Raw genomic sequence first — 24,665 nt, forward strand, 5'->3', positions numbered from 1 at the left:
GGACGGGCTGAGCCCCGGGACGAGCTCCTCAGCGGTCGCGCCCGCCGTCGTCGGAGTGACGGCGGCGGGCGTCGGCCGCAGCCGACCACACGAGCCGCACCTCGTCCAGCAGCCGCCAGGGCTTGCGCGCGGCCGTGCGCGGCAGCGACCCGGTGAAGCCCACCGGGTGCCTGCGCAGTCTGCGGGCCATCCGGCCGGGTTTGCTGAGCATCCGTTGCCGCAGGTCCTGCAGGTACCGGCGCCGGACGTCACGTTCGATGGAAGTGCCGCACGTCAGGCAGGTGGTGACCACCAGCAGCCGCCCGGCGTAGGCCAGTTCGTGCCGCGTCTCGCGGCCGCACCGGTGGCAGGCGAGCGTGGCGTGTTCGATCGTTCCCTTCGCGCCCATCGCTTCCGTCCTCGTCGACGTCACGTCCGGTAGTCCGCCGCGGCCAGCACCTGCTCGGCGACCACGAGATCGTGCGGGTAGGTGATCTTGAAGTTCTGCTGTTCCCCGCGCACCCACCGCACCGGAAGCTCGGAGAACCGTTCCATCACCGAGGCCGTGTCGGTACCCACGAAGTCATCCCGCGCCGCACGTTCGTAGACCTCGAGCAGCGGCCCGGCACGGAATCCCTGCGGCGTCTGGGCACGCACGATCGACGCCGGCTCTGCGCCGGTGAGCGCACCCGCCTCGTCCACGGCCACCAGGTCGCCCGCCGGCAGTGCCGGGATCGCACCGCCGTGCTCGCGGGCTTCGTGCAGCACCCCCGCGATCAGGGCGGGACTCACCAGCGGCCGGGCGGCGTCGTGGATCAGGACGGTGTCCACCGAACCCTCGTCGATGCGGCTCGACAGCCAGCGCAGTGCGCGCAGCTCCGACTCCTGCCGCGTCTCGCCGCCGTAGACGACCTCCACCGGGGCGTCGACCTCGCGGTCCAGCACCCAGTCCACCAGGTCCTTGTCCTGCGGGCGTGTGACCAGCAGGAGGACACCGATATCCGGGACCCGCGCGAACGCGTCGAGCGACCACGACACCAGTCTGCGCCCCGCCAACGGCAGGTACACCTTGTTCATCTCCGCGCCGACCCGCGTCCCGGCCCCGCTGGCCAGCACGACGCCGGCCGCGGGTGGAACCCGGCGGCTCCGGCCCGCCGAGCCACGCCGGGTTCTCCGTTCCGCCACGGCGGAGATCATACGAGACCGGGCTCATCCGAGTTGGCCGCCGAGCAAGTCACCGATCGTCGCCAGCAGCCGTGCGCCCGCGACACCGTCGGCGACCCGGTGATCGACGGTGAGCCCGAGCGTGCACCGCAGCCGGGTGCCGATCCCGCCCGGCACCGGCACCACGCGGGGTTCGACCGTGCCGACGGCCAGTGCGGTCGCTTGCGGCGGAGTCAGCAGGGCCTGGAAACCGCCGACGCCGCTGCCGCCGAGGTTCGACATCGTGCTCGACGCGGTCGCCGACAGCTCCGACAGTTCCAGCCTGCCCGTCCTGGCCCGCGTGACGACGTCGTCGATGCGCCGGGCCAGCGTCGGCAGGTCGCCGGAGTCCGGATCGGTCAGCACCGGCGCGAGCAGTCCCCGCTCGGTGTCGACGGCGATCGCGACGGACAGCCGGTCGCAGGGCTGCACCCCGCCGTCGGTCCAGGTGGCGTTGAGCTCGGGATGCCTGCGCAGCGCGGCGGCGAGCACGCGGGTGAACACGACCGTCCAGCTCACGCCGTCGCGCCGACGCTGCGCCTCGTCGAGGTCGACGTCTCGGTACAGCACGAACTGCGGCACGTCGGTGCTCGCCGTCATGCGGCGGGCGATCGCGGCGCGGCCGTCCCGTCTCCGGGTCGGGGAACCCGCCGGAGATGCGGGTGCTTCCGGTGGCTTCGTGCCTGCCCGAGGTTCCGTGGCGGGCAGATCGGCCACCCGGATCGTGTCCCACGGGCCGGTCGGGGTGAGCGCCGCGAGGTCCACTCCCCGTTCGGCCGCCAACCGGCGCGCGGCGGGCACTGCGGCGGGCGGGCGAGGTGGCGCGGCTCCAGCGGCGCCGTTGACCCCCGCGGCCGCCGGGGTGACGCCTGCTACTGCGGGAGCCGTGTTCGCCGCCGGCGGCACCGTCTCGGGCGGGGTCGCCGCGGGCGGGGTCGCCGACTCGGACGGCTGCGCACCCGATGCGGCGCCCGCAGGCTCCGGCTCTAACTCTGACTCCGGTCCTGGCTCCGGTCCTGGCTCCGGCTCCGGTGCGGGCTCGGCGTCCGGAGATGGCGAAGCCCCGGGCTCGGGTTCCGGTTCGGGGTCGTCGAACAGCCCGTCCAGGAGGTCCTCGGCCTCGGATTCGACGTAGGCGATGGGATCGCCGACGGCGATGACGTCCTCGGGGGCGGCGACGAGACGGGCGAGCACCCCGTCGACCGTCGCCTCGACCTCCATGTCGACCTTGTCCGTCGTGACCTCGCAGACGACCTCACCCTGGCGAATCTCGTCGCCCTCGGCCTTGTGCCACGCGACGAACACGCCCTCGGTCATGGTCATCGACATCTTCGGCATGACCAGGGGTACCTGCTTGTTCACCATCGCCGCACCAACTCCCCCGCCTTCGCCACGATGTCGTCGACCTGCGGGACGGCCGCCTGTTCGAGTTGCGGCGCGTACGGGATCGGCACGTCGAGTCCGCACAGCCGGGACACCGGCGCCTGCAACCTGCCGAACGCGGGTGACTCGACGATCCTCGCCGCGATCTCGGACATGAACCCGCCGGTCTTGGGAGCCTCCTGTACCAGCAGTGCCCGCCCTGTCGCGGCGACACTGTCCACAATGGTCTGATCGTCGAGTGGACGGAGCGTGCGCGGGTCCAGCACGCTCGCCGACACGCCGTCCGCGGCGAGTCGCTCGGCCGCCTCCAGGGCGCGCGACACCATCACGCCGGTGGCCACGATCGTCACGTCCCCACCGGTGCGCCGGACCGCCGTCTCGCCCAGGGGCACCCGCACGGGTTCCTCCGGCACCGGACCGCTCTGCTTGTAGAGCAGTTTGTGTTCGAGGACGATCACCGGGTTCGGATCGTCGATGGCGCTGAGCAGCAGGCCCTTCGCGTCCGCGGCCGTGCTCGGCATGACCACCTTCAGCCCCGGCACGTGGGCGAACCACGCCTCAAGACTCTGCGAATGCTGGGCGGCCGCCCCGGTTCCGGAACCGCCGGGCGCCCGCAGCACCATCGGCACGGTCGCGGCACCGCCGAGCATGAAGTGGATCTTCGCGGCCTGGTTGGCGATCTGGTCCATCGCCTGCGCCGTGAAGTCGGAGAACTGGATCTCCACGATCGGGCGCATGCCGGCCAGCCCGGCGCCGACAGCGGCGCCGACGATGCCGAGTTCGCTGATCGGGGTGTCGCGCACCCGTTCGGTGCCGAACCGGTGGACCAGGTCGCCGCTGACGCCGAACGCACCGCCGTAGGTGCCGACGTCCTCGCCGAACAGGAACACCCGCTCGTCGGCAGCCATGGCCTGCGCCATCGCCTCGCGTACGGCCTCGGAGTAGGTCAGCGTGCGCGGCTCGGCCGCCGCGGGGGTCGCCGAACCAGTGACCGGTCCCGACTCGGGCGCCGCGGCGCCGTTCACCGTTTCGCTCGTCGTCGTCATCCTCGGGTTCCTCCGGCGATCGATTCCCCTGCTGGGGCGTACACGGCGTCGGTCAACGTGGCGGCGTCGGCGTCCGGCGCGGCGGTCGCCGTGCGGATCGCCTCCCGCACCCGGTCGCGGGCGAGCGTGCGACACTCCTCGACGTCCGATTCGGACAGCGTGGGTACTTCGGACGACGCCGATCCCGCCGCACCTCCGCCGGTGACGACCGCTTCGAACGCCGCGATCGGGTCGCGTTCGCGCCAGCTCTCGATCTCCTCGCGGGTGCGGTAGAGGTTCTTGTCGCTCTTGGAATGCCCCTTCCACCGGTACGTCAGCGCCTCCACGAAGGACGGCCCACCGCCCGACCGGGCGCGCTGCACGGCCTCGGCGACGACGTCGTGCACGGCCTGCGGATCGTTGCCGTCCACCGTCACACCCGGAATGCCGTACCCGCGGGCGCGTTCGGCGAGCGTGTCGACGTTGAACGCCCGGTCCACCGACATCGACATCCCGTAGCGGTTGTTCTCGCACACGAACACGACGGGCAGGTCCCAGATCGCGGCGAGGTTGACGCCTTCGTGCCAGGCACCCTCGTTGACCGCGCCGTCGCCGAAGAAGCTCACGACGACCTGCGAGCCCCCGCGCATGCGCACCGCCAGGCCGGCACCCGCGGCGATGGGTACGCCGCCCGCGACGATGCCGTTGGCGCCGAGGTTTCCGGTGGCGACGTCGGCGATGTGCATCGAACCGCCGCGGCCCCGGCAGTAGCCGGTCTCCTTGGCCAGCAGCTCGGCCATCATCGCGTCCAGCTTCGCGCCCTTCGCGATGCAGTGTCCGTGGCCGCGGTGGGTCGAGGTGATGTAGTCGCCTTCGGACAGTGCCATGCAGGCGCCCGTCGGCACGGCCTCCTGGCCGATCGACAGGTGCATCGTGCCGTGCATGAGCCCGCGCGCGAACATGTCGTCCACCGCCTCCTCGAAGCGGCGGATCGTCCACATGGTGGTGAGGGCGTGTTTGGCCCGGCCCGCCTCGGTTGTCAGCGTCACCGGACCGTCACCTCCTCGCCCGCGAGCAGCCGGTCCTGCAGCCGCCGCAGCGTGGCGATCGTCGTGCTCTCGTCCACGGCGACGTCCTCGGCCGTCAGCACCGTGCCCTCCGGGACGTCACGCAGCACCCTGCCGCCCGCGACGAGGCCGAGCGGAAGGTGCCCGTCGTCGCGCACCGCCGTGGCCCGGTCGGTGATGCCGTACACGGTCTCCCCGCCGATACCGTCGATCGCCTCGCCCGCGGCGAGATCGCGCTTGGCGACCGCGAGGACCTCGGCGTTCCACGCGACCGGGGCGAGACTCGGCGTGCGGTCCAGCACGGCCTCGGCGACCGACAGCGGCGCCTCGACGCTCGCCAGGTGGTACGGGCGGTAGAACGCGTAGTAGGGGCCCTTGCCCATGCCCAGGTAGGCCATCTCGGACACGACCGCGGGGTGGTCGCTGCGGCCGATGACGAACACGCCGGGAGCGACCGGGCCGGTGCAGTAGTCCACCATGCCCTCCCCGGGCAGCACGCCGCCGTCGGCCTCCGGCCGGAACGTCTCCGCAAGCGCCTCGACCGTGCTGTGCGGACCGGTCATGCCCCGGGACGGCACGGCCAGATCCACGCCGTTGGCGAGCGCCGCCATCTCGATCATCGTCTTCGAGCCGTCGACGAAGCTGGCGAGCATGTGCGGGTTCATGCCCTTCGCCTCGGCCTCCTCGGTCAGCGACGCGGGCGTGGCCGATGGGCGGAGCGGATTGTTCTTGCCCTTGCCCGCGCAGACGACGTCGAACCCGATGTCGCGCACGTAGTCGGCGAGGGCCTTGCATTCGACGGGTTCGTCGCCGCGGCACACCGTGTACACGCGGCCGGTCCGTTCGGCGACGGTCTTCAGCAGGTAGCCGATGGTCACGTCGCACTCGACGTTCAGCATCGCGATGTCCTGGCCCGCGAGCAGGCCGTGGAACGCCACCTGGGCACCGACCTCGGGGACGCCGCTCGCGTCCACGAGTACGTCCAGCGGCAGCGCGGTCAGCGCGGTCGCGTCCTCGGTGACGACCGGCGTGCCGGCCTCGATCATCCGCGACAGCTCGGCGCGGTCACCGCTCAGCACGGCGTCCCCGCACCCCGCTTCGGCGAAAGCGCGGCGGCCGCGATCGGGGGCGATGTCGGCGATCGCGGCGACCTCCATCCCGGCGATCCGGCTCGCCTGCACCACGAACCCGAGCCCCATCTGCCCCGCACCGACGAGCCCTACCCGGACCGGACGGCCCAGTTCCCGTTCCCGTGCTCGCAGCCGATCGACATACCTCATCCGCGTTTCCTCCGGTCCGCTTCGTCGCGCCTGATGCGGGTGAACGTGCACACCTCCGCATTGCACGGCCGCGTTTGCACATATGTGATTACGGTGTGCACCTTGGTTCTTCCTTGGTAGCACGGGAGATCTGCAGCACACAAGATTCAGAGATGCGCACATATGTGCACTTGCGCCGCTGCCTCACAGATGTGCGCTGCGCCGCGTGCCCACGCCATCGCGGCCGCGCCCCACCGTCCGTCGTCGCGTCGACCCACACCTCGGCCCGGGGCCGCAGTCCGGGTCCGCGGCCGTGGGCACACACACGGGCGGCCGCGCATCCCGTTCGTGCCGGGAGACGCGGCCGCCCGCGCTTGTCGTGTGTCCGCCGGATCGCCGGCGGTGCGGTCAGGTTCGGGCCGAGCGCAGCCCGCCCGCGTTGAGTCGTCCCGCCATGCCGATCGCCTCGCGCACCGCCTTGGCGAGTGCCGCCGATCCGGCCCGCTCCTCGGCACCGTCGACCGGACCCCTCAGCTCGGTCCGCTCCGTGAACCGCGCGAACACCGACGTTCCCTGCATCGCCTGCGCCCGCGTGATCTCACCCCGCTTGCGGTCGACCACCAGCAGCACGATCGCACCGCGGAGTCGGCCCTTCGCCCGCCCACTGACCAGGAGCATGCCGCTGCGGTTCTCGTCGTCGGCGAGCGCGTTGACCGCGCTCTGGTACGCCAGGTGCTGCCGGTAGCTGAGCACGCCCGCCACCACGAACGCACCGAGGATCAGCACCACGGCCTGCCAGGTCACGGCGTCGCTCCCCGGAACCCGACCCGCGCACCGGCTGCGGGCGTCGAGACCGTGCCCTTGGCGTGCACGGCGCCCGGCAACAGCTCGGTACCGTCGTCGGGGTTCAGGTACACGACGATGTGCCCGAGCGTGCTCAGGTTCTCGTGGGCCCTGTCCCCCACCGCGGTCACCTCGACCTCCTCGTCACCGATGCTGAACACGTCGCCGGTGCGGATCTCCCGCGCCGGGCCCGTAGCGGGGCCGTGCACCACGCTCACGCTCTCCAGCGCGTCCGGGATGGGGTCGGCGTACAGGATGACGACGCCGCCTTCGACCATCTCCGCGGCCTCGTCCCCGGCACGCAGGACCGTGCTCTCGTAATAGAAGCTCATGTGTTCCTCCTCGAACCCGAACTCGCCGGCCCGCTAGAGACCGAAGCTTGCGGCCCACGCGATGACGACCGCAAGTGGCGACGTGATCATGCGGCTGATCAGCACGGCAGGTGTGCCGACCGCCACGGTTTCCGGTTTCGCCTCACCGAGCGCCAGGCCGACGGGCACGAAGTCGCAGCCCACCTGCCCGTTGATGGCGAACAACGTCGGCAGCGCGTACTGCACCGGCAGCGCACCGATGGCGATCTGACTGCCCATGAGGGTGCCGACCACCTGCGCGATGGCGGCGCCCGGACCGAGCACCGGCGACAGGAACGGCAGCGCGACCACGAAACTGATCGCGAGCAGGCCGAACGGGTTACTCGCGATCGGCGAGAGCACCCGGCCCATCCACTCGGCCACGCCCGTGTACATGACGATACCGAGCAGCAGGCTCACATAGGCCATGAACGGCAGGATGGTCTTCAGCGTCAGGTCGACCGTCTGCCTGCCCGCAGCCAGCATCGTGTTGACGAAGGTGCCCACGGCGGAACCGAATCCGACGAACACGTTCGTCACCGCGTGGAACGCCTTGCCCACCGGGCCGCCGACCGGCAGGGTCGCCGCCACCGCCGACGCGGACGGCCGGTCATCCCGGGGCGGCACGCCGCCGCCGGGCGCCGCACCACCCGACGCGCCGCTGCTCTCGGCGGCGCTCGGAACGCCCCCCGCCGCGACTTCGCCGTCCGATGTGGACCTGGCGATCTCGTTCATCCCCACCGCGGAGACGAACAGTTCCTCGGTGATGAACTTCGCCAGCGGGCCGCCGGGAGCTCCCGGATAGACGTCCACGGTGGGGATGCCCTTGCGCGGGTAGACGCCGATGCGCGCGGTGCCGCCGCAGTTGATGACGGCCGCCACCACCTCGTCGTCGGGCACGGACGTGTTGAACCCGTCCACCGCTTCGGCCCCGGTGAGGTCGGCGATCTTCTGCGCCACCGGGTGGATCCCACCGCCGGTCACCGACAGGACCTTCGTGCGCGTTTCGTCCGCCCGCAGTGTCAGGCCGGGCCCCCAGCCACCTGCGCCCGCGCGCACGAAGACCGTGGACGATTCCGTATCGGTCGCTGTCGTGTCCTGCCCAGCCGTCGTCTCGTGGTCGGTCATGCCTTCTCACCCGCCTTCGCCTGCTCGAATTGCCGGTCGAAATCGGCGAAGACCTCGCTACGGCCGGTCCGCTTGATCATGAACGCGGTGAGTTTCTCGGTGATGATGCCGCGAATGAAGATCACGAGGATGCCCACGAGGAAGTACCGCAGCGCCAGCGGCACCGTGGACTCGCCGAGCTGCGTGACGCCGTTGGCGATGCCGAACCAGACGAACAGCTCACCGGCGTTCGCGTACGGGAAGAACGTCGTCACCGGGTGCACGAACGACACCGCGGAGTCGTAGAACGCGGGCTTGTACCGCTCGGGCAGGAACCGGCCGAACGAGTAGGCCATCGGGTTCGTCAGCATCAGCAGCGCGAGGATCGGCATGACCGAGTAGCGGGTGATCCACCACCGGCCGCACCACTCGACCGCACGCGTGACGCGCTGCTCGCCGATGAACGTGGTGAGCGCGTACATGAACGTGAGCAGCACGATCAGTGTCGGCAGGATGCCGGTCACGAGCTCGACGAACTGCGAGCCCGCTTCCTCGAACAGGCCGATGAAATGGGTTCCCAGCCATTCGAAGACACCCAGCACACCCCCGCTCGTCTCACCCTCCGGCTGAGCCGGCTGCTGCTGCGCCATTACAGCAAGCACTTGCATTCCCTGGCCTCCTTCTCGGCCCCCGGCGGATATGCGCTGATAGACGTGCGGACCCGGCCGTCATCCGGCCGGTCCGGCGCCTGCATGATCGGTGCCCCGAGTCCGTTGCCCGTTCTCGTTCGCACCCGTTGCACATTGCGCTGACTGCACATATGTGCAAACCTTGTTCACGTTTGCCAGTGATGTGTGTAACATGCCGTCGAACCGTCGACAAGGCCCCGGAGGCGACCGGGACCGGGAAGCAAGGGAGCACCTCAATGCCGGAGATCCACGTCAAGGTCGGCTCGTCCGTCGGACTCCACGCCAGGCCGGCGAGTCAGTTCGTCAAAGCCGCGACCGCCAGCGGCAGCGACGTCCGCATCGGCAGGCCGGGCTCCGACCTCGTGGACGCTCGCAGCATGTTGTCGGTACTGAGCCTGGCCATCGGGCACGGCGAAGAGGTCGTCCTGCGCACCGACGGCGAGGGCGCCGGCGATGCCCTCACCGAACTGTCCCGCATGCTCGAGTCCGATTTGGACGCGTGATCGATGCCACCGCCCCGAGACCAGCAGTCGCTCGTCGCAGCGGCGCGGCTGTACTACGAGGAAGGCCGCTCGCAACACGAGGTCGCCAAGACGCTCAACATCAGTCGCTCCAGCGTGTCCCGGATGCTCACGGCCGCACGGGAACACGGCATCGTGCGCATCGAGATCAACGACCCGACGGGCCGTGACATGGATCTCGAGGCGGAACTGGCCGAGCGGTTCGGACTGCGCGACTGCCGTGTCGCCGAGATCCACAGTGGCGACCGCCCACTGCAGCGCGTGGGCGACCTCGGCGCGCGCTGGCTGCTGGACACGGTCCAACCGGGACAGCGGATCGGCGTTTCCTGGGGCACGGGCCTGCAGGCGCTCGTACAGTCCATCCCGGACGAAGGCGGACTCGACGTCGAAGTGCTGCCACTGGTCGGCGGACTGTCCGTAGTGGACACCGCTATCAGCGGTGAGGAACTGGTCCGCGACCTGGCGGGCAGGCTCGGCGGCAGATACCAGCGCCTCCACGCGCCCGCGTTGCTGACCTCGAAGGAGGGCAGGGACGTGCTCCTGGCCGAACCGAGCGTCCAGGCGACCCTGGACGCCGCCCGGCGGGTGCAGGTCGCGCTCGCGGGCGTCGGCCGGGTCGGCCGCGGCTCGTCGGCGTCGTTGGTGACGGCCATGAGCCTGTCCGCCGAGGAACGGGCGGGGTTCGACGCCGCAGGGCCGGTCGGCGACGTCTGCGCACGGTTCTTCGACGCCGCGGGCAAGGCCGTCACCGGGCCCGCCGACGACCGGGTGCTCGCGGTATCGCTGGCCGACCTGGCGGCGATCCCGACGGTCGCCGGTGTGGCGGCGGGACCCGAGAAAGCCGACGGCGTCCTCGGAGCGCTGCACACCACCGTGCTCGACGTGCTGATCTGCGACAGCTCACTGGCCAGGGCGCTGCTCTCGGAACGGGGCGCGGTAGCTTGAGCTCGTGAACATCGAGTTCGGTCCCGTCACTCTCCCCGACGAGAACGCGCGCGCCGGTGCGCTGCAGCGGCACGCTGCGCTGCTGTCACCCCCGCGCTCGCTGGGCAGGATGGAACGACTCGGCGCCTGGCTCGCCGCGTGCCAGGGTCGGACCCCGCCCCGGCCGCTGCGGCGGATGCGCGTCGTGGTGTTCGCCGCCGATCACGGCGTCACCGCCGAGGGGGTGTCCCTCGGCGGTCCCGGCACGACGCGGGCGCTGCTCGACGCGCTCGACACCGGCTCGGCACCGCTGAACGTCCTCGCCGAGGTGGCGGGCGCCGGGATCCGGGTGGTCGACGTGGGTACGGCAGGCGGCTCCGGGCCGGACCACGTACGCAGCGGGTCCTCTTCCATCGCCACGGCGGACGCGCTGACCGAGGAGGAGACCGAGGCCGCGGTGCGTGCCGGGATCCGTGCGGCCGACGCGGAGATCGACGAGGGTGCCGACGTCCTCGTGGCCGCCGAGCTCGGTGCGGGCGTCACGACCCCCGCCGCCACTCTGGTCGCGGCACTGACCGACACCGAACCCGTCGCCGTCGTCGGACGCGGTTCGGGGATCGACGACCGGGCGTGGATGCGTAAGACCACCGCGGTCCGGGATGCGCTGCGGCGCTGCCGGCCGGTCACCGGCGACCCGTTCGGACTGCTGCGCACCGCGGGCGGCGCGGATCTCGCCGCGATGACCGGATTCCTGGCACAGGCGGCCACTCGGCGGACCCCGGTGGTGCTGGACGGTCTGCCCTCGACCGCGGCGGCACTGCTGGCCGAGGAAATCGCGCCGGGCGCGCGGTCCTGGTGGCTGGCCGCTCACCGCGCGGCCGAGCCCGCCCAGGTGATCGCGCTGGAGCACCTGGACCTGGATCCGGTACTCGACCTGAACCTTCGGCTCGGCGCAGGCACCGGGGCCGCGACCGTGCTGCCGATGCTCGCCTCCGCGGCACGGCTACTCACCGACGTCGCCGAGCGGCCGGCACTGCCCGCCGACGCCGACATCACCTGACCTGGCACCCGGCGCGACCGCCGCAACCACGCGAACGTGAGTACGGGGTCCGCACCGCGCGGTCGCCGGACCCGCAGTGGCGGACCCGCAGCGTCAGGTCCTCAGCGCCGGACCTTCTCAGCGCCGGACCTTCTCAGCGCCGGACCTTCTCAGCGCCGGACCTTCTCAGCGCCGGAACCGCGGCGTCAGAACCGCGGCCTCAGAACGTGTGGCCTCAACAACGCGTGGGCTCGGCCTCACGGTGTCGGCCCGCGGAAGCAGCAGTCCGCGGGCCGACACCGGGATGCGGTCAGTCGAACTTGTGCACCCAGCCGTGATCGTCGGTGCGGGTGCCTTCCTGGATGCCGGTGAGCTGTTCGCGCAGCGCCATCGTCAGTTCGCCGGGCTCGCCGCTGCCGACGGTGAACTCGCCGTCGGCGTGCTTGACGTGCCCCACCGGAGTGATCACCGCGGCCGTGCCGCAGGCGAACACCTCGGTCAGTTCCCCGGACTTCGCAGCGCTCTCCCACTCCTCGGTGGAGATCCGCCGCTCCTCGACCCGGAGGCCGCGGTCGGCCGCCAGCTCCAGCAGCGACCGGCGGGTCACGCCGGGCAGCAGGGATCCGCTCAGCTCGGGCGTCACCACGGTCGCATCGCTGCCCGAGCCGAAGACGAAGAACAGGTTCATCCCGCCCATCTCCTCGACCCAGCGGTGCTCGGCCGCGTCGAGCCACACCACCTGGTCACAGCCCTGTTCGACGGCCTGCGCCTGCGCGACGAACGAGGCCGCATAGTTACCGGAGCACTTGGCCTCACCGGTGCCGCCCGGCGCGGCCCGCACGTACTCGGTCGAGAGCCACACCGTCACGGGCTTGACCCCGCCGGCGAAGTACGACCCGGCCGGCGAGGCGATGAGCAGGTACAGGTATTCGGCCGACGGGCTGTTCACGCCCAGCCCCTCACCGGTGGCGATCATGAACGGCCGCAGGTACAGGGCATCACCCTGACGCGTCGGCACCCAACGCTTGTCGATGTCGAGGAGTTCGGCGATCGACCCCAGGAACAGTTCGTCGGGCAGCTCCGGCATGGCGAGCCGGCGGGCGGAGTCGCGGAATCGCTGCGCGTTGGCATCGGGCCGGAACGCGCCGATGGTGCCGTCGGGCTGGCGGTACGCCTTGAGACCCTCGAAGATCGCCTGCCCGTAGTGCAGGACCTGCGTCGCCGGGTCGAACGTCAAGGGCGCGTACTCGCGCACCTCGGCGTCGTGCCACCCCTGCTCGGCGTTCCACTTCACGGTGACCATGTGGTCGGTGAACCGCACGCCGAAACCCGGATTCTCCAGTACCTCCGCTACGCGCTCCGCGGAGGTCGCGTGCGTGCTGGGAATACGGGTGAACAGGGTTGTCGTCGTCATGCTCGGAGCATATCGCCCCGATGGCCCCACAACGCCATACCCGGTCGTTACCATCTGGGCGTGAACATGAATCCGCAGCACCCGGGCACCCCGTACGCGGCGCAGTCCGCGCCCTACCCGCCGACCTCCCAGCCGACGGGCGGGGAGGCGCAGCCATCGCCGTCGGGCGGCGGCTTCGGCACCCTCGCCGGTGCCGCGCTGCTGACGTTCGCCGGCGGGATGGCGGTCCTGATCGGCTACCTGATGATCGGGGGCTTCGGCGCCATCATCGGTATTTTCGGCGCGATCTTCGGCATCGTGTGGCTGGCGGGCGTCCACGGCGGCAACGTGTTCCCGCGCGAGGGGTTCCCGACGAAGTCGCTCGGCGGTCTCGCCGTGGCGTCCCTCGTACTGCTCGGCCTCGCGGCCGCCATGACCTGACCGAGTCCCGGTCACAGGCGGGTCAGCAACCCGCCGAACAGCAGGACGGCCGTCACGACCACGGCCACCTGCCTGGGGCCTCGCGGACCCGCTGCGGCGCGGGCGGCGAACTCCGCGAGCGCCAGCATCGCCGCCACCGTCACCGCCGCCGCCGGCGCCAGCAGAGCCGCCGGGATCGCGGCCACCGCGGCGGGCACGACCACGGCCGTGATCCGTGACGGATGCGCGCGCTCACTGGCCGCACCGAACGCGGTGAGTGCCGCCGGGAGGCACGCGAGCGTCACGACAGCGCCCAGTGCAGGCGCGAGTGCCTGGGCGTCCGCCGCGGCGAACGTGTCCCGCAGCGACGTGGTCGACAGGCCGAGCCGCAGCGGGCCGAGCTGGTACAGCGCGGCGACCGCCACGCCCAGCGCCGCGACGGCACCCATCACGACCGTGCGCCGCGACCGGCCACGCAGCACGGGCACGAACACCGCGGCGGCCGACAGCACCCCGCCGAGAACGCCCCACGGCGTGTCCCCGCCGAGCGGCTCGGCCACCGGCGACGGTGCCGGGCTCACCCCGAGACACACCGCCACGAAGGCGGCGGCCGCGAGCAGCAGCAGGCCACCCACCCAACGGCGCCAGTACGCGTCGAGCCGGACCCCCGCCACGTCGGCGACCGCGACCGCGGCCACCACCAGCACGGCCGCGGCGGGCCGGTGGTCCGGCACCAGGTAGGCCGCGAACGTCGAGGCGGCCAGCACCACGATCGCCAGGCGTGCCGCGCGGCCGAAGCCGTCGACGAGTCGCGCGAGACCCGGCCGGGCCATCACCCCGGCTGCCGCCCTGCCGCCCGGTACGGCGTCGCCGCGCTCGACGCCCGGCTCGGTCCCGTCGTCGCCGTCGCGGGAGTCGCCGTAGCCGGGAGCCCGGCCGTCGGGCACGCCGCTGCGCGAGCTGCCGAGGCGAGCCGTACCGGGTTCGGCCACCACCACGAACACCGTGGCCAGTGCCATGCCCACCGGGGCCCACCAGCCGGCTCCCGCCACGGCCGCGGCGAGCCCGCCGAGCACGCCCAGCGCGATCCACACCGCTGCTCACCTGCCTTCGTCCGCCGTCACCGGCACACCTACCTCCGGCGGCCGCAGGAGGCGTCAATAGCATGGCTGACGAGTGAACACCCGAGATGAGGAGTCCGAGCGTGGCCGTTCCGAAACTTGCCCTGACCGAGCTGACCGAGGCGTCGCTGGCGAAGACCCGCGCGCAGATCGTCGTGGTCGGCACCGTGCAGGCCACCGGCGGCCTCGAACTGGCACCCGGGGCCGAGGCCGTGGACGCGGCGTACGGCGGCACACTCGCCGAGGTGCTCTCGACGCTCGGGGCGACCGGCGCGGCCGAGGAGGTCGTGAAGGTGCCGTCGCTCGGCAGGCTGGCGGCCGACGTGGTGCTGGCGGTCGGGCTCGGCCAGCCGGAGGTGACGGCCGAACAGGTGCGCCGCGCGTCCGGCGCCGCGGGCCGCGCGCTGGCGGGCACGAAGCGGGCGCTCACGACACTGTCGGCCGTCGATCTGCAGGCCGCGACGGAAGGCATCGCGCTCGGTGCCTACGCGTTCACCGAGTACAAGTCCGAGAAGGGCGACAAGCCGGTGCAGACCGTGGACGTCGCCGCGCCCGCCGAGGGCACCACCAAGCAGCACCGCGCCACGCTGAAGGCCGCGACGGCCACCGCGGAGGCGGTCTGCACGGCCCGCGATTTCATCAACACCCCGCCGAACGACCTGTTCCCCGCATCGTTCGCCGACCGTGCGCGCGCGCTGGCCGAGGACGCGGGTGTGGCCGTCGAGGTGCTCGACGAGAAGCAGCTCAAGCGCAAGGGCTTCGGCGGCATCCTCGGTGTCGGCGCGGGCTCGTCGCGCCCGCCGCGGCTGGTCAAGGTGACCTACAAGGGCGCCAAGGCTCGCAAGAAGATCGCGCTGGTCGGCAAGGGCATCACGTTCGACACGGGCGGCATCTCGCTCAAGCCCGCGGCGAACATGGACAACATGACCTCGGACATGTCCGGCGCCGCCGCGGTGCTGTCGTCGGTGCTGCTGGCGGCGAAGCTGAAGTTCCCGCTCGAGGTCACCGCCTACATCCCGCTGGCGGAGAACATGCCGTCCGGCACGTCGTACCGGCCCGGTGACGTGCTGACCATGTACGGCGGCAAGACGGTCGAGGTGCTCAACACCGACGCCGAGGGCCGGCTGGTGCTCGCCGACGCGATCGTGCGGGCGGCCGAGGACGAGCCGGACTACCTGATCGAGACGTCGACGCTCACCGGCGCACAGGTCGTCGCGCTGGGCAACCGGACCGCGGGCGTGATGGGCTCGGACGAGTTCCGCGACCGCGTCGCCGAACTGGGCCAGGCCTCCGGTGAGAACGCCTGGCCGATGCCGCTGCCGGAGGAGCTGCGGTCCGAACTGGACTCGAAGCTGGCCGACCTGGCGAACGTCACGGGGGCGCGCTGGGGCGGCATGCTCGCGGCGGGCATCTTCCTGCGCGAGTTCGTCGCCGACGACCTGCCGTGGGCGCACATCGACATCGCCGGTCCCTCGTACAACACCGGTTCGCCGTGGGGTTACACCGGCAAGGGCGGCACAGGCGTGCCGGTCCGCACCATCGCGGCTGTGCTCGCCGACATCGCCGACAACGGCTGAGCGGTCACGGGCCGGAGCAGCGGAAACACGCGAGCAGCAGGAGGCGTGCGGGTGACGGCGGGCCGCGGCGACCATCCAGAGGGATCGGTCCGCACGGTGCTCACGGGAACCGACGACGCCGTCGACGCGACCGTCACCCGCGAGGCGCTGCTGCTCGCGTGTGCGGGTGCGCTCGGCGAGTCGGACCGGCTGGTGCGGCACTGGACGACCGCCACCGGCCGCGGCGTGGACCGGCTCGCCGCCACCGCCGTCACCGCGCGGGCGTGGGCGATGCTGCTGGCCGCCCGCGACGACCTGTCGGAGGAGGAATCCCGGCGGCCGGACTGGGCCGAGGGTCTCGTACCGCTCGACCTGGACGCCGAACAGGCCGAGCACGAGAAGGTGCTCGGTGAGCGGGACGCGCTGCCTCCGCGGGGCAGGCGGCAACGTGAGGCCGCGGCCGACGCGGAGCGGGCCGCTGCCGCCGGGGACACCGACGCCGCCCGTGAGGCGCTGCACCGGTGGACCGATGTCGCCAGGGAGATCCCGCAGCCGGACGCCGCCACCCTCGCGGCATGCCGGCATGTCGCGACGCTGCTGGTTGCCGGGGAGCTGGCCGTCGACGCGGAGTGGGCACAGAGCTACACGGGCGCACTCGTCGCCGCTCTCGACCAGCGGTATCGTCGCGAGCCCCGCGACGCCGACTGGCAGGAGCTGATCGACGCGATCATGCGGCTGCGGGGCGAACCGGACGCCGTGCCGCCGCCCGCGTCGGTCGCCGCGATCGACCACGCCGAGAACCGGCTCGGCCGAACCCTGCCGGAGGAGTTCCGCACGTTCCTCGGCATCTGCGACGGCCTGCGCGCCGACGTCGTGTTCCCGCGGCTGCTCGGGGTGGCCGAACTCCGCCACGGCGCGGAAACGGGTGCGTCCGGCCCCGGCATCGTGATCAGCGATCCGCCCGGGTTGACGCTCTGGCCGTCCGGCGAGGTCACCGAGGACGACGAGCTGTTCGGCCGCAGCGTCCACCCCGGCATCCGTTCGGTTCTCGAGGACCACCTGCGCCTGCTGGAGGCGAGCGTCTGACGGTGGTGCCGGCAGCCGTCCGGCCTCGCACGATGCATACGTGCCACCCCGGTACCAATTTTGGTACCGTTCACACATGCCCGCGTTGAACCTGCAGTTCTCCGACGAGGAGATGGCCGACCTGCGTGCGACGGCGGACCGGGAGGGCCGGTCGTTGAAGACCGTCGCACACGACGCCGTCGTGTCGGTCGTGTCGTCGCGGAAACACCTGGTGGCCGAAGCCTCACAACGAGTCGCACGGATCAGCGAAGAGCTGAACGAGCGGCTGGCCAAGTAAGTGCCGGCTGTCTACTACCTCGATGTCGAGGACGTCCTGACAGCCACTCATCACGCCTCCGGCGCCGCGGTCGACGTACGCGATTTCGGGCTCCTGTCCGCTTCCGTGGCCCGGCCGTCGGCGACCGTGTTCGGCCAGGACGCCTACCCGGACCTGCTCACCAAAGCCGCCGCTCTCCTGCATTCGCTCGTCCGCAACCACGCACTCGTCGACGGCAACAAGCGAGCCGCCTGGGCCGGAGCCTGGGTGTTCCTCGAGGTCAACGGACACCGCTTGCGGGATCCCATCGACGTCGACAGCGCCGAACAACTCGTGACCTCGGCGGCGAAAGGCGTGATCGATGTCCCTGAGATCGCCGAAGGGCTCCGCGCATTTCTGGCGACGTAGGCATCCGTTCGGTACTCGAGGAGCAGCTGCGCCTGCTGGAGGCGAGCGTCTGACGGTGGTGCCGGCCGCCTCCGACACCACCGCCGGCCCTCTCACACCTCCTGAACTCCTGGCCTGCCGTTCTCGACGACGAACCCGGCCAGCGTGCTCACCGGCGCGCCGCGCCGCGTGACGTACGGCACCGCGCGGTAGTCGGCGCGGTAACTGTCGCGGTCGACCGTGCAGCGCACGTAGCCGCGCCGCTGGTTGTAGAACTTCATGTGCGGGTTGGCGGCCAGCCACTGCTCACCACGCCGGTCCGTGTCGGCGCCGTCGCCGCCCGAGCTGATCGACGTGCCGAGGAACTCCGCACCCACCGTGGGCGACTCCGGATCGGCGAAGTCCTGCTTCAGATCGGCGGCCATGCTGCAGTGGGCGTCGCCCGTGATCACGACCATGTTCTCGACGCCCCGTTCGACGACACCGTCGAACAGGCGCTGCCGGGCCGGTTCGTAGCCGTTCCAGTTGTCCATCGGCAGTCGCAGGCCCTCGCCGGGGTCGCGGTCGGCCCTGGCCATCACCGTCTGCTGGGCGAGGATGTTCCACCGCGCCGTCGAGGAACCGAGGCCGTCGAGCAGCCACCGTTCCTGCTCCGCGCCGAGCATGCTGCGGTCGGGATCCTGCGCCTCCGGCGAGTTCCGGTCGACCTGGTCGCTGCGGTACTGCCGGCCGTCGAGCACGTTGAACTCGGCCAGCGCGCCGAACCGCAACCGCCGGTAGATCCGCATGTCCGGGCCCTTCGGCACCGACGAGCGCCGCAACGGCAGGTGCTCGTAGTAGGCCTGGTAGGCCGCGGCGCGGCGGACGAGAAAGTCGCCGGGGGCGACGCCGTCGTGCTGGGAGATCTCGTCCGCGTAGTTGTTCTCGACCTCGTGGTCGTCCCAGGTCACGATCCACGGGAAGGCCGCGTGCGACCGCTGCAGGTCGGGGTCGGTCCGGTACTGGGCGTGCCGGATGCGGTAGTCCGCCAGCGAGTGGACCTCGTGTGCGGGCGCGTGCGCACGGCCGATGTTCCCGGTCGCGCCGCCCTCGTAGATGTAGTCGCCGAGGTGCACCACCGCGCGCAGGTCCTCGTCGGCGAGGTGGCGGTGTGCCGTGTAGTAGCCGGCCGGATAGTTCTGGCAGGACACGAACGCGAACGCCAGCCGGTCGAGGTTCGCGGCGGCCGTGGGGGCTGTGCGGGTCCGCCCGACGGGGCTGATCTCGCCGCCCGCCCGGAACCGGTAGAAGTACTCGCGGTCCGGCCGCAGCGTGTCGACCTCGACGTGGACCGAGTGACCCAGTTCCGCTGTGGCGTTGGCCACGCCGTGGGCGACCCGTCTGGAGAAACGCTCGTCCTCCGCGACCTCCCACCGGACCGGCACCGCGCCCCGACCCCGCATCCCGCCGGAGCCGTCCTCGGCGAGGGGTTCGGGCGCCAGCCGTGTCCACAGCACCACCCCGCTGGGCAGCGGATCACCGGACGCGACCCCGAGCGCGAACGGGTGGCTCGTGAACCGGGAGCGCTGCGCCGGGGAGGCCCAGGTCGCTCCGGCCGCCAGCCCGCCCGCAGCCAGTGCGGCGCCCGCCGCGCCGCCGAGTCCCAGAAAGCCGAGTCCCAGAAACCTGCGTCGATCGAAGCCGTTCATGACGTCTCCTCCGTCGTGTTCACCGATCGGAGGGACAAGTCATCAGGCCGACCTGATCACGGAATGGCCGGTCGCGGTCGCTCGTATGGAATGCATCGGGCGACCCGCTGAACAGCACCCTGAACAGCACGACCCGGCAGCACCGCTGAACAGAGACCACCCAAGGAACCACCGGACAGCACCGCCGAACAGGCCTGCCGTCCGGGCGCGCAGGCAGCCGCGCCGAGCACCGGAGCGTTGCGCCTCACGCGTCGCGTTCGGCCTCTCGCCTGCGCCGCTCCAGGATCTTCTGGCGCTTCGTGTAGTCGCGCATGCGCTGCGGATATCCGGTGCGTTCCACCTCGTACACCGGGATCGAGCGCTTGCTGCCGAAGTCCTGCGCCTGCCCCAGACTGCCGATACGCCTGCGGGTCCACTCACCGTCGTGCGCGACCAGCACGACCGTCGTCTCGGTGACGTTCGTCCTGGGCTCCACGTACGCCTCGACCCCACGCCGCTGCGACGCCCACGCGTCCAGATGGGCCGTGTCGGCGTCGCTCGCCCCACGCAACGTCCCGGGCCGCTGTTTCCCACCGCGCTTGCTCCGCAGCCGGTCGAACAGCCCCACGTCGATCACCTCTCCAGGTTCGCCTCCGACGATCATTGTCCCTTATTTCCGAACTCGTGGGACAGCCTCACCGACCACACTTCGCGCCTCCCAGGCACGAAGTGACAGGATGTGGCATGACAAGCGCGCGCGTGCGCGCGTGCGTACACCACAGACACCCTCTGGGAGGCCGCGTGGACAGCCGACGCGCCACAGCGCCGCGTAGTGTTCACAGGGCCGACCGGGTGCCGGAGGAAACCTGCGCGAGGGAGTTGGACAAGTGAGCGACGCTGAAGCCGACCTGGTGATCCTGGGTGGCGGATCGGGCGGTTACGCCGCGGCCTTCCGGGCCGCCGAACTGGGCATGTCCGTCACGCTGATCGAGAAGGACAAGCTGGGCGGCACCTGCTTGCATCGAGGGTGCATCCCGACCAAGGCGCTGCTGCACGCCGCCGAGGTCGCCGATTCGGCCCGCGAAGGCGAGCAGTTCGGCGTGAAGACCACCCTCGAGGGCGTCGACATGGCCGGGGTCCACAAGTACAAGGACGGCATCGTCACCCGGCTGTACAAGGGTCTGCAGGGGCTGGCCAAGGCCCACAAGGTCACCTTCGTCGAAGGCTCGGGAACCTACGTCGGCGGCACCACCGTCGAGGTCGACGGCACCCGCTACACCGGCAAGAACATCATCCTGGCGACCGGTTCGTACTCGAAGACGCTGCCGGGCCTGGAGCTCGGCGGGCGGATCATCGCCAGCGAGGAAGCCCTCCAGCTCGACTACGTGCCGAAGAAGGCGATCGTGCTGGGCGGCGGCGTCATCGGCGTCGAGTTCGCCAGCGTGTGGGCGTCCTTCGGCACCGACGTGACGATCGTCGAGGCCCTGCCGCGGCTCGTGCCCAACGAGGACGAGTTCGCCTCCAAGCAGCTCGAGCGCGCCTTCCGCCGCCGCAAGATCGGCTACAAGACGGGCGTGAAGTTCACCGAGGCCAAGCAGGACGACAGCGGCGTCACGGTGACCCTCGAGTCCGGCGAGACGCTCGAGGCCGACGTGCTGCTGGTCGCCGTCGGCCGCGGGCCCAACACCGCGGGCCACGGCTACGAGGAGGCGGGCGTCCAGCTCGACCGCGGGTTCGTCGTCACCGACGAGCGCCTGCGCACGAGCAACCCGAACGTCTACGCCGTCGGCGACATCGTCCCGGGCCTGCAGCTGGCCCACCGCGGTTTCCAGCAGGGCGTGTTCGTCGCCGAGGAGATCGCCGGACTCAACCCGTCGCCGATCGACGAGGACGGCATCCCGCGGGTGACGTACTCGCACCCCGAGGTCGCCTCCGTTGGCCTCACCGAGGCCGCCGCCAAGGAGCAGTACGGCGCCGAGGTCGAGGCGTTCACCTACGACCTCGGCGGCAACGGCAAGAGCCAGATCCTCAAGACCTCCGGCGCGGTGAAGCTGGTCAAGGCGCCGGACGGACCGGTCGTGGGGCTGCACCTCGTGGGCGACCGCGTCGGCGAACTCATCGGCGAGGCGCAGCTGATCTACAACTGGGAGGCCTTCCCCGAGGACGTCGCTCCGCTGATCCACGCCCACCCGACCCAGTCCGAGGCGCTCGGCGAGGCACATCTCGCACTCGCGGGCAAGCCGTTGCACGTCCACGGCTGACGCCCCGGCTCGCACCCAAGACCAACATCGACAACGAACCAAGGGAGTCAGCAAACGATGGCGTACTCCGTCACATTGCCGGAGCTCGGGGAAAGCGTCACGGAGGGCACTGTCACCCGGTGGCTGAAGCAGGAGGGTGAGTCGGTCGCGGTCGACGAGCCGTTGCTGGAGATCAGCACCGACAAGGTCGACACCGAGGTCCCTTCGCCCGTCGCAGGTACGGTCCAGAAGATCATCGCCAAGGAGGACGACACCGTCGAGGTCGGCGGCGAGCTGGCGTTGGTCGACGACGGCTCCGGTGGCGGCGAGTCGGCACCCGCTGCGCCGGCCGCGCCCGCGGAGTCGGCACCCGCAGCGTCGCCCGCACCCGCCGAGTCCGCACCTGCCGAGTCCGCTCCGGCGGCAGCCCCGGAACCCGCCGCTGCGCCCGCGGCTGCTTCCGGTGGCTCCGCATCCGGCAGCCCGGTAACCCTGCCCGAACTGGGCGAGAGCGTCACCGAGGGCACCGTCACCCGGTGGCTCAAGCAGGTCGGCGACACCGTCGAGGTGGACGAGCCGCTGCTCGAGATCTCCACGGACAAGGTCGACACCGAGGTGCCCTCACCGGTCGCCGGCACGCTGTTGGAGATCTCGGCTGGCGAGGACACGACCGTCGAGGTCGGCGGTCAGCTCGCGGTGATCGGCTCGGCCGACGCGGCACCGTCCGCACCGGCTCCCGCATCCACGCCGACGCCGGAGCCCGCGCCGGAGCCCGAACCGGCCCCGGCACCGCAGCAGGAGGCTCCCGCCCCTGCCGCACAGCAGGCCCCGAGCGCCCCAGCCCAGCAGGCGCCCGCCCAGCAGGCTCCGGCCCAGCAGGCTCAGGCACCCGCCGCGCCGGCGCAGTCCGCACCGGCTCCGGCACAGGGTGACGGCGGTGGCACGCCGTACGTGACGCCGCTGGTGCGCAAGCTCGCCGCCGAGCACGGCATCGACCTGTCGACCCTGACCGGTTCGGGTGTCGGCGGCCGTATCCGCAAGCAGGACGTACTCGCCGCCGTCGACGCGAAGCAGCAGCAGGCCCCGGCCGCCGCGCCGGCCGGATCGACGGCCCCGGCGGCGCAGGCCGCACCGTCGAAGCCCGCCGCTGCGGCGCCGGTCTCCGACGCGGAGAAGGCCGCACTGCGCGGCACCGTGCAGAAGGCCAACCGGATCCGCCAGATCACCGCGGAGAAGACCAAGGAGTCGCTGCAGGTCTCGGCGCAGCTCACGCAGGTGCACGAGGTCGACGTCAGCAAGATCGCCAAGCTGCGTCAGCGCGCCAAGTCGGCGTTCCGCGAGCGCGAAGGTGTGAACCTGACGTTCCTGCCGTTCTTCGCCAAGGCCACGGTCGAGGCGCTGAAGCAGCACCCGAACGTCAACGCCTCCTACAACGAGGAGACGAAGGAGATCACCTACCACGGCTCGATCAACCTCGGCGTCGCCGTGGACACCGAGCGTGGGCTGCTGTCGGTGGTCATCCACGACGCCGGTGAGCTGAGCCTGTCCGGCCTGGCCCACCGCATCGCGGACCTGGCCGAGCGGGCGCGCACCAACAAGGTCACGCCGGACGAGCTCACCGGTGGCACGTTCACGATCACGAACATCGGCAGCAACGGTGCCCTGTTCGACACGCCGATCATCGTGCAGCCGCAGTCGGGCATGCTCGGCACCGGCGCGGTCGTCAAGCGCCCGGTCGTGGTGGCCGACGAGGACGGCAACGACACGATCGCCGTGCGGTCGATGTCGTACCTGCCGCTGACCTACGACCACCGGCTGATCGACGGTGCCGACGCGGGCCGCTTCGTGACGACGATCAAGCAGCGTCTCGAGGACGGCAACTTCGAGGACGAGCTGGGCCTCTGACACCGGTTGTCCCCGGCGCCGCGCCGGGGACAACCCGATCGGGCATGCACCGATCGGTCAGTGCACAAATCGGCCGGAGCACAAATCGGCCGGAGCACCAATCGTCCGGGGCACAACTGCAGAATCGGGCGTGAGCCCGTAACCGAATCGAGGGTCTGAACCCGGTGCCGCCATCGGGTTCAGACCCTCGATTCATCGTCGCGCCGGATGATGCGACGTCGAGGGTTGAGCGCATTCCGCGCGGCTCCGGTACGCCGGCGCGGTGAGAACGACGTGACGTCCTCGACCACGCCCGTCCGTAGCGACAGCGGCGCGGCGGGGGCGCATCACCGATAGGGTGGGGCGTTATGCGAGTCATGGTCGCGGGTTCGAGCGGACTGCTGGGCGGGGCGCTGGTCACGCGGCTGCGCACGGCCGGACACGACGTGCTGCGGCTGGTCCGGCGCACCCCGCGGGCCGCCGACGAACGGGGCTGGGAGCCACCCGCAGGACGGATCGACGACGGCGCGTTCGACGGTGTCGACGCCGTGGTGAACCTGTGCGGCGCGCCGCTGGCGTCCAGCCGCTGGAGCGACGCCCGGAAACAGCACCTCGTCGACAGCCGTGTCGAGCCCACGGAGGTCATCGCCGAGACCGTAGCCCGTCACGGGATTCCGGTGCTGCTCAATGCCTCCGGGATCAACGTCTACGGCGACACCGGCGACCGCGAGGTGGACGAAACCGCGCCGACCGGATCCGGTTTTCTCGCCGACCTCTGCCGCGAGTGGGAGTCCGCCACCGAGCCGGCGGTGCGCGCGGGCGCCCGCGTCGTGCTGCTGCGCACGTCCCCCGTGTTGTCGTCCACCGGCGGACTGCTGGCCCCGCTGCGCACGCTGTTCCGACTGGGCCTCGGTGGCAAGCTCGGTGACGGCAAGCAGTACTTCCCGTGGATCGGGCTCGACGACCACGTCGCCGCGATGGAGTGGCTGCTGCGCGGCGCCGGAGTGTCCGGCCCCGTGAACCTGACCGCGCCCGAACCGGTCACCAACGCCGAGTTCACCCGAGCTCTGGGCGAGGCGCTTCGCCGTCCGACACCGTGGCGCGTGCCGGGCTTCGCGCTGCGGACCGTGCTCGGCGAAGCGGCCGACGAGATGCTGCTGTCGGGCCCCCGTGCCGTGCCGTCCCGACTGCCCGAGGCGGGATTCACGTTCAGCCACCCACGCATCGACCAGGCGCTGGCCGCAGTCACCCGATGACGTTCCGATG

At 71.4% G+C, this 24,665-nt stretch carries 25 protein-coding genes; 11 read left to right on the forward strand and 14 right to left on the reverse strand.

Going from position 1 to position 24,665, the window contains the following annotated elements:
- Window positions 1–28: 28 nt before the first annotated feature.
- The 10 genes from LY40_RS06545 to srlA form a co-directional block, all read right to left on the reverse strand.
- Window positions 29–388: a hypothetical protein gene (locus LY40_RS06545; protein ID WP_183778137.1), complete on the reverse strand. Its 360-nt coding sequence runs from the start codon at window positions 386–388 to the stop codon at window positions 29–31.
- Between the two features lie 20 nt (window positions 389–408).
- Entirely contained in the window at window positions 409–1,176 is a 768-nt protein-coding gene (locus LY40_RS06550) for an IspD/TarI family cytidylyltransferase (RefSeq protein ID WP_183778139.1), read from the reverse strand.
- Window positions 1,177–1,188: 12 nt separating this feature from the next.
- Window positions 1,189–2,547 carry a dihydrolipoamide acetyltransferase family protein gene (locus LY40_RS06555; RefSeq protein ID WP_258936224.1) on the reverse strand — a complete coding sequence of 453 codons (1,359 nt, stop codon included), beginning with the start codon at window positions 2,545–2,547 and terminating at the stop codon, window positions 1,189–1,191.
- A complete protein-coding gene (locus tag LY40_RS06560) occupies window positions 2,541–3,611 on the reverse strand; it encodes an alpha-ketoacid dehydrogenase subunit beta (protein WP_183778143.1) in 1,071 nt (356 codons plus the stop codon). The genes LY40_RS06555 and LY40_RS06560 overlap by 7 nt, the downstream gene beginning before the upstream one ends.
- Window positions 3,608–4,639 carry a thiamine pyrophosphate-dependent dehydrogenase E1 component subunit alpha gene (locus LY40_RS06565; protein WP_258936225.1) on the reverse strand — a complete coding sequence of 344 codons (1,032 nt, stop codon included), beginning with the start codon at window positions 4,637–4,639 and terminating at the stop codon, window positions 3,608–3,610. The genes LY40_RS06560 and LY40_RS06565 overlap by 4 nt, the downstream gene beginning before the upstream one ends.
- Complete coding sequence (locus tag LY40_RS06570; RefSeq protein WP_183778145.1) at window positions 4,636–5,937, reverse strand: NAD(P)H-dependent oxidoreductase; 1,302 nt, start codon at window positions 5,935–5,937, stop codon at window positions 4,636–4,638. The genes LY40_RS06565 and LY40_RS06570 overlap by 4 nt, the downstream gene beginning before the upstream one ends.
- Window positions 5,938–6,324: 387 nt before the next feature.
- Window positions 6,325–6,720 (reverse strand): transcriptional regulator GutM, encoded by a 396-nt coding sequence (locus LY40_RS06575; RefSeq protein ID WP_258936226.1) that lies wholly within the window; start codon window positions 6,718–6,720, stop codon window positions 6,325–6,327.
- Window positions 6,717–7,091 (reverse strand): PTS glucitol/sorbitol transporter subunit IIA, encoded by a 375-nt coding sequence (locus tag LY40_RS06580; protein ID WP_183778149.1) that lies wholly within the window; start codon window positions 7,089–7,091, stop codon window positions 6,717–6,719. Before LY40_RS06580 ends, LY40_RS06575 begins: the two co-directional genes overlap by 4 nt.
- Window positions 7,092–7,124: 33 nt before the next feature.
- Window positions 7,125–8,237: a PTS glucitol/sorbitol transporter subunit IIB gene (locus tag LY40_RS06585; RefSeq protein ID WP_183778151.1), complete on the reverse strand. Its 1,113-nt coding sequence runs from the start codon at window positions 8,235–8,237 to the stop codon at window positions 7,125–7,127.
- Window positions 8,234–8,884 carry a PTS glucitol/sorbitol transporter subunit IIC gene (gene srlA / locus LY40_RS06590; protein WP_228725936.1) on the reverse strand — a complete coding sequence of 217 codons (651 nt, stop codon included), beginning with the start codon at window positions 8,882–8,884 and terminating at the stop codon, window positions 8,234–8,236. Before srlA ends, LY40_RS06585 begins: the two co-directional genes overlap by 4 nt.
- Window positions 8,885–9,141: 257 nt before the next feature.
- On the opposite strand from srlA, the gene LY40_RS06595 reads away from it, so the two are divergent.
- The 3 genes from LY40_RS06595 to cobT are packed head-to-tail and all read left to right on the forward strand — an operon-like array spanning window position 9,142 to window position 11,410.
- A complete protein-coding gene (locus LY40_RS06595) occupies window positions 9,142–9,408 on the forward strand; it encodes an HPr family phosphocarrier protein (RefSeq protein WP_183778153.1) in 267 nt (88 codons plus the stop codon).
- A gap of 3 nt (window positions 9,409–9,411) precedes the next feature.
- Window positions 9,412–10,371, forward strand: a complete 960-nt coding sequence (locus LY40_RS06600) for a sugar-binding transcriptional regulator (protein ID WP_183778155.1) — start codon at window positions 9,412–9,414, stop codon at window positions 10,369–10,371.
- 4 nt (window positions 10,372–10,375) lie between these two features.
- Window positions 10,376–11,410, forward strand: coding sequence for a nicotinate-nucleotide--dimethylbenzimidazole phosphoribosyltransferase (gene cobT, locus LY40_RS06605; protein ID WP_258936227.1), 1,035 nt, complete (start codon window positions 10,376–10,378; stop codon window positions 11,408–11,410).
- A 289-nt stretch (window positions 11,411–11,699) separates the two neighbouring features.
- Here cobT and LY40_RS06610 read toward each other — a convergent pair whose 3' ends face one another.
- Window positions 11,700–12,803: a branched-chain amino acid aminotransferase gene (locus LY40_RS06610; RefSeq protein ID WP_183778159.1), complete on the reverse strand. Its 1,104-nt coding sequence runs from the start codon at window positions 12,801–12,803 to the stop codon at window positions 11,700–11,702.
- 60 nt (window positions 12,804–12,863) lie between these two features.
- On the opposite strand from LY40_RS06610, the gene LY40_RS06615 reads away from it, so the two are divergent.
- Complete coding sequence (locus LY40_RS06615) at window positions 12,864–13,223, forward strand: hypothetical protein (protein ID WP_183778161.1); 360 nt, start codon at window positions 12,864–12,866, stop codon at window positions 13,221–13,223.
- A gap of 11 nt (window positions 13,224–13,234) precedes the next feature.
- On the opposite strand, the gene LY40_RS06620 is transcribed toward LY40_RS06615, so the two are convergent.
- Window positions 13,235–14,296, reverse strand: coding sequence for a hypothetical protein (locus LY40_RS06620; RefSeq protein WP_258936228.1), 1,062 nt, complete (start codon window positions 14,294–14,296; stop codon window positions 13,235–13,237).
- Window positions 14,297–14,406: 110 nt separating this feature from the next.
- On the opposite strand from LY40_RS06620, the gene LY40_RS06625 reads away from it, so the two are divergent.
- The 4 genes from LY40_RS06625 (at window position 14,407) to LY40_RS06640 (ending at window position 17,629) form a co-directional block, all read left to right on the forward strand.
- Complete coding sequence (locus LY40_RS06625) at window positions 14,407–15,900, forward strand: leucyl aminopeptidase (protein ID WP_183778165.1); 1,494 nt, start codon at window positions 14,407–14,409, stop codon at window positions 15,898–15,900.
- Between the two features lie 51 nt (window positions 15,901–15,951).
- Window positions 15,952–16,965, forward strand: coding sequence for an SMI1/KNR4 family protein (locus LY40_RS06630; protein ID WP_258936229.1), 1,014 nt, complete (start codon window positions 15,952–15,954; stop codon window positions 16,963–16,965).
- Between the two features lie 76 nt (window positions 16,966–17,041).
- Window positions 17,042–17,242 carry a hypothetical protein gene (locus LY40_RS06635; protein WP_258936230.1) on the forward strand — a complete coding sequence of 67 codons (201 nt, stop codon included), beginning with the start codon at window positions 17,042–17,044 and terminating at the stop codon, window positions 17,240–17,242.
- Window positions 17,243–17,629 carry a type II toxin-antitoxin system death-on-curing family toxin gene (locus LY40_RS06640; protein WP_183778171.1) on the forward strand — a complete coding sequence of 129 codons (387 nt, stop codon included), beginning with the start codon at window positions 17,243–17,245 and terminating at the stop codon, window positions 17,627–17,629.
- Window positions 17,630–17,721: 92 nt separating this feature from the next.
- Here LY40_RS06640 and LY40_RS06645 read toward each other — a convergent pair whose 3' ends face one another.
- Together LY40_RS06645 and LY40_RS06650 are read right to left on the reverse strand one after the other, a co-directional pair.
- Entirely contained in the window at window positions 17,722–19,296 is a 1,575-nt protein-coding gene (locus tag LY40_RS06645) for an alkaline phosphatase D family protein (protein ID WP_258936231.1), read from the reverse strand.
- 244 nt (window positions 19,297–19,540) lie between these two features.
- Entirely contained in the window at window positions 19,541–19,912 is a 372-nt protein-coding gene (locus LY40_RS06650; protein ID WP_183784747.1) for an oxidoreductase, read from the reverse strand.
- A 250-nt stretch (window positions 19,913–20,162) separates the two neighbouring features.
- On the opposite strand from LY40_RS06650, the gene lpdA reads away from it, so the two are divergent.
- The 3 genes from lpdA to LY40_RS06665 all read left to right on the forward strand — a co-directional run bounded on the left by lpdA (window position 20,163) and on the right by LY40_RS06665 (window position 24,655).
- Entirely contained in the window at window positions 20,163–21,536 is a 1,374-nt protein-coding gene (lpdA, locus tag LY40_RS06655; RefSeq protein ID WP_183778173.1) for a dihydrolipoyl dehydrogenase, read from the forward strand.
- A gap of 57 nt (window positions 21,537–21,593) precedes the next feature.
- On the forward strand, window positions 21,594–23,420 hold the full coding sequence (gene sucB, locus LY40_RS06660) for a 2-oxoglutarate dehydrogenase, E2 component, dihydrolipoamide succinyltransferase (RefSeq protein ID WP_258936232.1): 1,827 nt from the start codon (window positions 21,594–21,596) through the stop codon (window positions 23,418–23,420).
- Window positions 23,421–23,767: 347 nt separating this feature from the next.
- Window positions 23,768–24,655 carry a TIGR01777 family oxidoreductase gene (locus LY40_RS06665; RefSeq protein ID WP_183778177.1) on the forward strand — a complete coding sequence of 296 codons (888 nt, stop codon included), beginning with the start codon at window positions 23,768–23,770 and terminating at the stop codon, window positions 24,653–24,655.
- Window positions 24,656–24,665 lie beyond the last annotated feature (10 nt).

This window comes from Prauserella salsuginis, assembly GCF_024648885.1.
Lineage (GTDB): Bacteria > Actinomycetota > Actinomycetes > Mycobacteriales > Pseudonocardiaceae > Prauserella > Prauserella salsuginis.

Coding starts and splice junctions, on each gene's coding strand:
- LY40_RS06545 (WP_183778137.1), bottom strand. CDS start 388: ATGGGCGCGAAGGGAACGATCGAACACGCCACGCTCGCCTGCCACCGG.
- LY40_RS06550 (WP_183778139.1), bottom strand. CDS start 1,176: ATGATCTCCGCCGTGGCGGAACGGAGAACCCGGCGTGGCTCGGCGGGC.
- LY40_RS06555 (WP_258936224.1), bottom strand. CDS start 2,547: ATGGTGAACAAGCAGGTACCCCTGGTCATGCCGAAGATGTCGATGACC.
- LY40_RS06560 (WP_183778143.1), bottom strand. CDS start 3,611: ATGACGACGACGAGCGAAACGGTGAACGGCGCCGCGGCGCCCGAGTCG.
- LY40_RS06570 (WP_183778145.1), bottom strand. CDS start 5,937: ATGAGGTATGTCGATCGGCTGCGAGCACGGGAACGGGAACTGGGCCGT.
- LY40_RS06580 (WP_183778149.1), bottom strand. CDS start 7,091: ATGAGCTTCTATTACGAGAGCACGGTCCTGCGTGCCGGGGACGAGGCC.
- LY40_RS06585 (WP_183778151.1), bottom strand. CDS start 8,237: ATGACCGACCACGAGACGACGGCTGGGCAGGACACGACAGCGACCGAT.
- srlA (WP_228725936.1), bottom strand. CDS start 8,884: ATGCAAGTGCTTGCTGTAATGGCGCAGCAGCAGCCGGCTCAGCCGGAG.
- LY40_RS06595 (WP_183778153.1), top strand. CDS start 9,142: ATGCCGGAGATCCACGTCAAGGTCGGCTCGTCCGTCGGACTCCACGCC.
- LY40_RS06600 (WP_183778155.1), top strand. CDS start 9,412: ATGCCACCGCCCCGAGACCAGCAGTCGCTCGTCGCAGCGGCGCGGCTG.
- LY40_RS06610 (WP_183778159.1), bottom strand. CDS start 12,803: ATGACGACGACAACCCTGTTCACCCGTATTCCCAGCACGCACGCGACC.
- LY40_RS06635 (WP_258936230.1), top strand. CDS start 17,042: ATGCCCGCGTTGAACCTGCAGTTCTCCGACGAGGAGATGGCCGACCTG.
- LY40_RS06645 (WP_258936231.1), bottom strand. CDS start 19,296: ATGAACGGCTTCGATCGACGCAGGTTTCTGGGACTCGGCTTTCTGGGA.
- sucB (WP_258936232.1), top strand. CDS start 21,594: ATGGCGTACTCCGTCACATTGCCGGAGCTCGGGGAAAGCGTCACGGAG.
- LY40_RS06665 (WP_183778177.1), top strand. CDS start 23,768: ATGCGAGTCATGGTCGCGGGTTCGAGCGGACTGCTGGGCGGGGCGCTG.